This window comes from Pseudomonas meliae (assembly GCF_001400515.1).
In the GTDB taxonomy this organism is placed as follows: Bacteria; Pseudomonadota; Gammaproteobacteria; order Pseudomonadales; family Pseudomonadaceae; genus Aquipseudomonas; species Aquipseudomonas amygdali.
On sequence record NZ_LJQT01000251.1, the window covers coordinates 1 to 6,644 of the forward strand.

Annotated in this window: 8 protein-coding genes, 1 tRNA gene and 2 pseudogenes; 9 read left to right on the top strand and 2 right to left on the bottom strand. The window is 54.7% G+C overall.

Annotated features, from left to right (window positions below):
* Positions 1-841: pseudogene (locus tag ALO64_RS11250) on the top strand (IS110 family RNA-guided transposase); the annotation flags it as partial.
* 131 nt (positions 842-972) lie between these two features.
* On the opposite strand, the pseudogene ALO64_RS11255 reads toward ALO64_RS11250, so the two are convergent.
* Positions 973-1,224 (bottom strand): annotated as a pseudogene (locus ALO64_RS11255) (transposase); the annotation flags it as partial.
* 89 nt (positions 1,225-1,313) lie between these two features.
* On the opposite strand from ALO64_RS11255, the gene ALO64_RS11260 reads away from it, so the two are divergent.
* From ALO64_RS11260 to ALO64_RS11280, 5 genes are all read left to right on the top strand, one after another.
* Positions 1,314-1,778 carry a hypothetical protein gene (locus ALO64_RS11260; RefSeq protein ID WP_004665888.1) on the top strand — a complete coding sequence of 155 codons (465 nt, stop codon included), beginning with the start codon at positions 1,314-1,316 and terminating at the stop codon, positions 1,776-1,778.
* 137 nt (positions 1,779-1,915) lie between these two features.
* A complete protein-coding gene (locus ALO64_RS11265) occupies positions 1,916-2,125 on the top strand; it encodes a transposase (protein WP_082303423.1) in 210 nt (69 codons plus the stop codon).
* 105 nt (positions 2,126-2,230) lie between these two features.
* A complete protein-coding gene (gene tnpB / locus ALO64_RS26330; RefSeq protein WP_044344464.1) occupies positions 2,231-2,566 on the top strand; it encodes an IS66 family insertion sequence element accessory protein TnpB in 336 nt (111 codons plus the stop codon).
* Between the two features lie 50 nt (positions 2,567-2,616).
* Positions 2,617-4,152, top strand: a complete 1,536-nt coding sequence (gene tnpC, locus ALO64_RS11275; protein ID WP_044344466.1) for an IS66 family transposase — start codon at positions 2,617-2,619, stop codon at positions 4,150-4,152.
* A 22-nt stretch (positions 4,153-4,174) separates the two neighbouring features.
* Complete coding sequence (locus ALO64_RS11280; protein WP_017703585.1) at positions 4,175-4,681, top strand: AAA family ATPase; 507 nt, start codon at positions 4,175-4,177, stop codon at positions 4,679-4,681.
* A 308-nt stretch (positions 4,682-4,989) separates the two neighbouring features.
* Here ALO64_RS11280 and ALO64_RS11285 read toward each other — a convergent pair.
* A tRNA-Arg gene (locus ALO64_RS11285) sits at positions 4,990-5,066 on the bottom strand.
* Positions 5,067-5,381: 315 nt separating this feature from the next.
* Between ALO64_RS11285 and ALO64_RS11290 the strand changes: the two genes are divergently transcribed.
* The 3 genes from ALO64_RS11290 (at position 5,382) to ALO64_RS11300 (ending at position 6,615) form a co-directional block, all read left to right on the top strand.
* The gene (locus ALO64_RS11290; RefSeq protein ID WP_002554421.1) at positions 5,382-5,621 is read left to right on the top strand and encodes a hypothetical protein; all 240 of its coding nucleotides are present in this window, start codon (positions 5,382-5,384) and stop codon (positions 5,619-5,621) included.
* A gap of 36 nt (positions 5,622-5,657) precedes the next feature.
* Entirely contained in the window at positions 5,658-5,843 is a 186-nt protein-coding gene (locus ALO64_RS11295; RefSeq protein ID WP_044344463.1) for a PA3371 family protein, read from the top strand.
* Positions 5,844-6,288: 445 nt separating this feature from the next.
* Positions 6,289-6,615 carry an Arc family DNA-binding protein gene (locus ALO64_RS11300; protein ID WP_002554423.1) on the top strand — a complete coding sequence of 109 codons (327 nt, stop codon included), beginning with the start codon at positions 6,289-6,291 and terminating at the stop codon, positions 6,613-6,615.
* Positions 6,616-6,644 lie beyond the last annotated feature (29 nt).

Genomic DNA, 6,644 nt, shown 5'->3' on the forward strand with positions numbered 1-6,644 from the left:
AAAAAACTGATACTCCCTTGGCGGCAATTGGACACACGCCCAAGCTGATTTCCCCGCAGTTCGTCAAGCCCTTCGTCAAGGGCAACAAAAACGACTTTGTCGACGCTGAGGCGATTTGCGAAGCCGCTTCTCGTCCTTCGATGCGTTTCGTTACGCCCAAGACTGAATCCCAGCAAACCCTTTCTGTACTCCATCGGATGCGCGAATCGTTGGTGCGTGATCGCACCAGAACCGCTAATCAGATGCACGGTTTTCTATTGGAATTTGGCGTCAGCCTGCCCAGAGGTTTGGCCATCATGAAGCGTCTGGCGGTTGTTTTGGCTGAGCATGAACTTCCCGTTCGTCTGACGGTGCTGCTGCAGCGTTTGCACAATCACCTCATCTATCTGGATGAGCAAATCAGGCAATGGATAAAGAGCTGGCATGCCAAGTGGCCGATGATGATCTGGGTAGCCGTTTGCTGAGCATTCCATGTGTAGGCCCGATCACCGCCAGCCTGCTAGCTGTGGAGATGGGCGATGGTAAGCAGTATCGATGCAGCCGGGACTTTGCCGCATCAGTGGGATTGGTACCCAAGCAATACAGCACCGGCGGCAAGGCCAACTTACTGGGGATCAGTAAACGCGGCGACAAGCACCTTCGACAGTTGCTCGTGCAATGTTCCAGGGTCTACATGCAGAGACTCGATCACCAGAAAGGAGCCTTGGCCGACTGGGTTCGTTCATTGCTGAGTCGACGCCACTCCAATGTTGTGGCCTGTGCCTTGGCTAACAAGCTGGCGCGAATCGCTTGGGCGATAGCCGCGCACCATACGCAGTACGAAGCAGGACCAGGCGCCTGATTCGGCAGTTGTTGCTGTACCACGATTTACCTTTCAGGTTTTGCGATAGCTGAATAGTGGATGACGTAAACGGCCTATCAGCCTGACGAAGAACCTGTTTTAAAAATTGGCTCAGCAAGAAGCCGTTAGCCTTTTTCCCGCTCAAGGCGAGCAATTCGGGCTTCCAGCTCTTGGATTTTCTGCTGCTCCGGGGTCAGCGCCTTGCTCTGCGGGGTGACGCCCGTGCGTTCTTGCTGCACCTGGTCGACGACCCATCGGCGCAAAGCAGACTCTCCGACACCAAGCGAGCGAGAGGCCTCAATGTGGCTATAGTCTTGATCGAGCACGAGGCCTACGGCCTCACGTTTGAATTCAGCGGAAAAGGTACGGCGTTGTTTGGTCATCAGACACCTCTGTCTGGCGAGCATTCTCGCCTAAATGGGTGTCCGGTTTCATTAGACCACTACACACAGCTTATGGAGTGGTTAATCCCATGGCGCCGCCCTTCATTGCGATAATGTTTAAGGATAGGGATGCGGCCGTAAAAATATTTGAGCGGTGGCGAGAGCGATTCGGGACAGTAGACAAGGAGGAGGAAATCCACGTAGGCATTGTTCGCCGGTTTTCCATCGAGCATCCGACGCATTACGGAATGGTCATCACCTCAAAGATCCCGAGGGATCAAGGGGATCTACAAGTTGCGATGCTGGCGTCGCGCTCCCTGACCATGGAACCTGCTGATGACGTCAACCTCACAAGGTTTTTGGACGACTACAAGAAGGCTGGTGCTTATCTCTTAATGCCAGTTGTAATGGTGCCTGGGCAACCACCGCAATTCATCGACGGAATCTATCTGCTTAAGAGATCGTTGCAGGTGAAGGACGCTTCCGATGTTGGCCCAAATGACCTAGAAAACATGTTTCTTCAGCCTCGGGGATTTGGGCACAAGCACACATGACCTGTAAGGGTTTATCTCTGTCAGCCGCCCCTACATGGTAAGGGGCCGGTGAACACACCTTCCGAACCCCAGCATTATGGGCGATGTTGTCCGTCTATTTTTAAGCGGACTCGATCACCCTTATCGCCAGGATTTCCATGCGCCAACGAAGCTCTTACCCGAAGCCCTTCAAAGCCCAGGTCGTGCAGGAATGCCTGCAACATGGAGCCTCACTTTCCAGCGTCGCCATCAGCCATGGCATCAACGCCAACGTTATCCGCAAGTGGCTGCCGCTATACCGCGACAAGGTGGTCGCTCCACTTCCGGCATTCGTACCATTGCACCCCCATGCCCAATCGGCCCGCTGATGAGGCGGTGGTTATTGCATTGCCGCTGGGCGGCCAAGCCATCACGGTCAAATGGCCCATCTCCGACCCGGAAGGCTGCGCCCGCTTTATCCGCAGCCTCTCCCAATGATTCGCATCGACGCCATCTGGCTCGCCACTGAGCCTATGGACATGCGCGCTGGCACCGAAACTGCCCTTGCCCGTGTGATCGCGGTGTTCGGTGCGGCGAAGCCGCACTGCGCTTATCTGTTCGCCAACCGCCGCGCCAATCGGATGAAAGTACTCGTGCACGACGGCGTGGGTATCTGGCTGGCCGCACGCCGCCTGAACCAGGGTAAATTCCATTGGCCTGGCACGTATCGAGGCCACGAAGTTGAACTCGACGCAGAGCAACTTCAGGCGCTGGTTGTGGGCCTGCCTTGGCAGCGGGTGGGTGCTAACGGCGTAATTACGTTGCTCTGAATCGGGTCTTTTAGCTGTGTCGGGTGGGCGGCTTTGGTAAAATCCACGGCATGACTTCCACGCCCAATCTCGACCAAATGACGCCCGATCAACTGCGCGCACTCGCTGCGCAGTTGCTGTCGAAGGTCGACACCATGGGCCGAAAGATCCATCGTGACGAGACGATCATCGAGCAGCTCTCTCACGAAATCGCGATCCTTAAACGCCACAAGTTTGCCAAGCGCAGTGAGCAGATCAGTCCGGCGCAAGGCAGCTTGCTGGATGACTTGCTCAACACCGACCTCGAAGCCATCGACGCGGAGTTGAAAGCACTCCGTCCCGCTCCGGCACCGGACGAGCCACGCCAACAACCCAAGCGTGCAGCGTTGCCACCGCAGTTTCCTCGTACCGTCATTCATCATGAGCCGGAGAGCACCGAATGTGCTTGCGGCTGCCAACTTCAGCGCATTGGCGAAGACGTCAGCGAGAAGCTGGATTACACGCCCGGCGTGTTCACGGTTGAGCAACATGTACGTGGCAAGTGGGCCTGCCGTCAGTGCGAAACACTGATCCAGGCACCGGTACCGGCACAGGTGATCGATAAGGGTATTCCCACCGCCGGCTTGTTGGCCCACGTAATGCTGGCCAAGTTCGCCGACCATCTTCCGCTGTACCGGCAGGAAAAAATCTTCGGCCGTGCGGGACTGGCGATCCCACGTTCGACGCTGGCTCAGTGGGTCGGTCAAACCGGCGTACAACTGCAACCGCTGGTAGATGCACTGCGCGAAGCCGTGCTGGCTCAGCAAGTCGTCCATGCTGACGAAACACCGGTGCAGATGCTGGCACCGGGCGAAAAGAAAACCCATCGAGCATACGTCTGGGCCTACTGCACGACACCGTTCTCGGCACTGAAAGCGGTGGTCTACGACTTCAGCCCCAGCCGTGCCGGCGAACATGCGCGTAACTTCCTGGGCACTTGGAACGGCAAGCTGGTGTGCGATGACTTCGCAGGCTACAAAGCTGGCTTCGAGCAGGGCATCACCGAAATCGGCTGCATGGCACATGCCCGGCGCAAGTTCTTCGACCTGCATGTGACGAACAAAAGCCAGTTGGCGGAGCAGGCGCTGCACTCCATCGGCGGGCTGTACGAAGTCGAACGGCAGGCCAAGGATATGAGCGATGAAGATCGCTGGCGATTACGCCAAGAAATGGCAGTGCCCATCGCTGAAAAGTTGCATGAGTGGATGCTGGCTCAGCGCGCACTTGTGCCCGAAGGGTCGGCCACGGCCAGGGCACTGGATTACAACCTGAAACGCTGGGTAGCGCTGACGCGCTACCTAGATGATGGGGCTGTGCCCATCGATAACAACCCGGTGGAGAACACGATCCGGCCATGGGCGCTTGGGCGCTCCAATTGGTTGTTCGCCGGGTCTCTGCGCAGTGGCAAACGAGCGGCAGCGATCATGAGTTTGATCCAGTCGGCGCGGTTGAATGGGCATGATCCGTATGCTTTTCTGAAGGATGTTTTCACGCGGCTGCCGACACAGCGGGCGAGTGAAGTCGACCAGTTGCTACCGCATAACTGGCAGCCACCTAGACTGGGTTAACTCACTAACCTAAGGACATAGAATGCTCATTGTTTTCAGCGGTCTTCCCGGTACCGGAAAAACGACTATTGCATGCGACCTTGCCGCCAGAACAAGTGCCTTGTATCTGCGGATCGACACGATTGAGCAGGCTATTCGAGACTCCGGTGCTCTTGCACAAGACGTAGGACGGAGCGGATACATGGTCGCCAATGAGCTTGCTCTGAGCAATCTTCGTTTTGGAAGCACGGTCATAGTTGACTGTGTTAATCCAGTATTCGAAAGCCGAAAGGCATGGAGCGAAATCGCCACACGATCTGGTGCTCCATTAGTGAACGTCCAAGTGATCTGCTCTGATAAACATGAACACCAGCGTCGGGTAGAAACCAGAAAGATCGATATTCTTGGGCTGACTCCACCAACCTGGCAGTCAGTACTGGATCATGAGTACGAGGCGTGGGAAGACGCTCCGTTTAAGATAGACACAGCTTTGACGTCTCCTGCGCAGGCGGTGGCGATGATCACCGAACGGTTTTTATCCAAGGAGTAGCCCCAGCCTCAGGCCTGAGGTTGCAAGGTGTGATTAGCAGACGCTTACCCTACATGGGCGGCTCAAACGTGCCGACCAATTCCGATGTATCGAGATCAACTGCAGCGCAAATGACTTTTCAATTGGAATGGAATTCAAAGAAAGTGAGAACGAGCTAGCACCAGTTTCGGAAATCGACCAAAACAACCATGGTTCCTTGGTGGATCTCTCGATAATGAACGTGCAGAGAAGTGGGGACCAAAGTGGGGACTAGCGACAAGGATAATCGAAAAAGCTAACACCAAGTCTCGCTAACCACTTGATAATTATGGTGTCCCAGGGCAGGTTCGAACTGCCAACCTTCCCCTTAGGAGGGGGATGCTCTATCCAATTGAGCTACTGAGACACTGCGTGCCAGCACACCGATCGGTGCCAGCGAGGACGGCGTGCATCTTAGCGGCATGTGCCGCTTTTGTCATGTCGTCATTGCCCTTCAAAGCTGTAGCCGATGTCGCCCCGAAACGCGGCTGAATAAACCGATCATGCAATTTGCAATCCCCCAAAAAGCCATCATTGCAAAACGCACTGCACCCGACTTTTTTTAATTAATATGTCATTGATTTAAAAAGAATTTTTATCATTTTCTGATTGGCATGCAGACTGCATTATCAGTATCAGTGAACACATCTCCTCCCAAACGGTCGGGCACAGGTACTGGAAAATGAACAAGACTCTCTCAGTGTTGAATGCGGCAGCTCTGGTGGCTCTGGTGGCATTTCATTTTCATGACTCCGGCGCCAGTGACACGCAGGTCACCGCACCTGCTCCTGTTCATCACCAGATCAGCCATGCGCCTCAGTTGGCTATCATGACTGACCGCATTGCTAGCGCAGCGGTATTGGCCAATGACGATGATGATTCACTCCAGATGCCACGCGCCGAGCAGCGCTGGATTTTCTGAGAACGCTTGAACCAGCCATTTATAGAGAGAGTAGCCATGTCAAAATCCGCGTTGTCATTTCTGGTCCTGGCGATTATGGCTGTGATCATTGACCTGTTGCTTCCTGTCCATGCGCACACCCTGAGCATCGCTGCCAACACCGCTGCAGGCGTGTTCGCCAGTCTTTTCGTAGTAGCGCTTTTTCTCGGCCGTCGTATCAAATTCGACCCGGTGCTTCGCTAATCTAAAAGGCATAGCACCAAAAGCTCACAACCCTCTCGCTCGACCCGCTCATCGCGCCGAGCACTGCGCTCATATCCTCCAAATCCTGCTTTCACCCCGCCCTCGCAACCCTTGGTCGGGTAGCTTCGTTTGCGCTGAATTCCGACCTACTCTCAGAGTCAAATGGCCATGATGGCAAAAAGAAGCTCAGTGACGTGCCCGGTTATTCAGGGGCAAATGCGAGGACTTTGCAAATTTGCTCGCATTTCTGATAATTGGTGCTGGCCAAACGCCGCCACCTGAGTCAATATTTGTCACAGAATTGACGCCAAGGATTCGACGTATTACGGCATGATGTCGGCCCCTTGGAACCCCGGTTGAACATTTGGCCAAAATGACTGTCTCACGATGACAATCTTGCGGCCACTTGCTAGAACCGCTTCCCCTGAACTAACCGGTTAAATATATGAGCCCTATGAAACAGGCTACTTATTCCAGCCGCACGGCTGACAAGTTCGTCGTTCGCCTACCAGACGGCATGCGTAATCGCGTGCAAGAGGTAGCCAAAAATCATCACCGCAGCATGAACTCGGAAATCATTGCTCGTCTCGAACAAAGCCTGATTCAGGAAGGCGCACTTGGTGATGAACCAAGCCTGCGTCTTGACAGTCCTGAGCTGTCCTTGCACGAACGCGAGCTGCTGCAACGTTTTCGTCAGCTTTCACATCGTCAACAGAATGCACTTGTTTCGCTGATTGCTCATGACACGGAACTCGCTTCCGAAGAGTCCTGAGACTTGGTGTAACAGACAAAGGCCAGCGA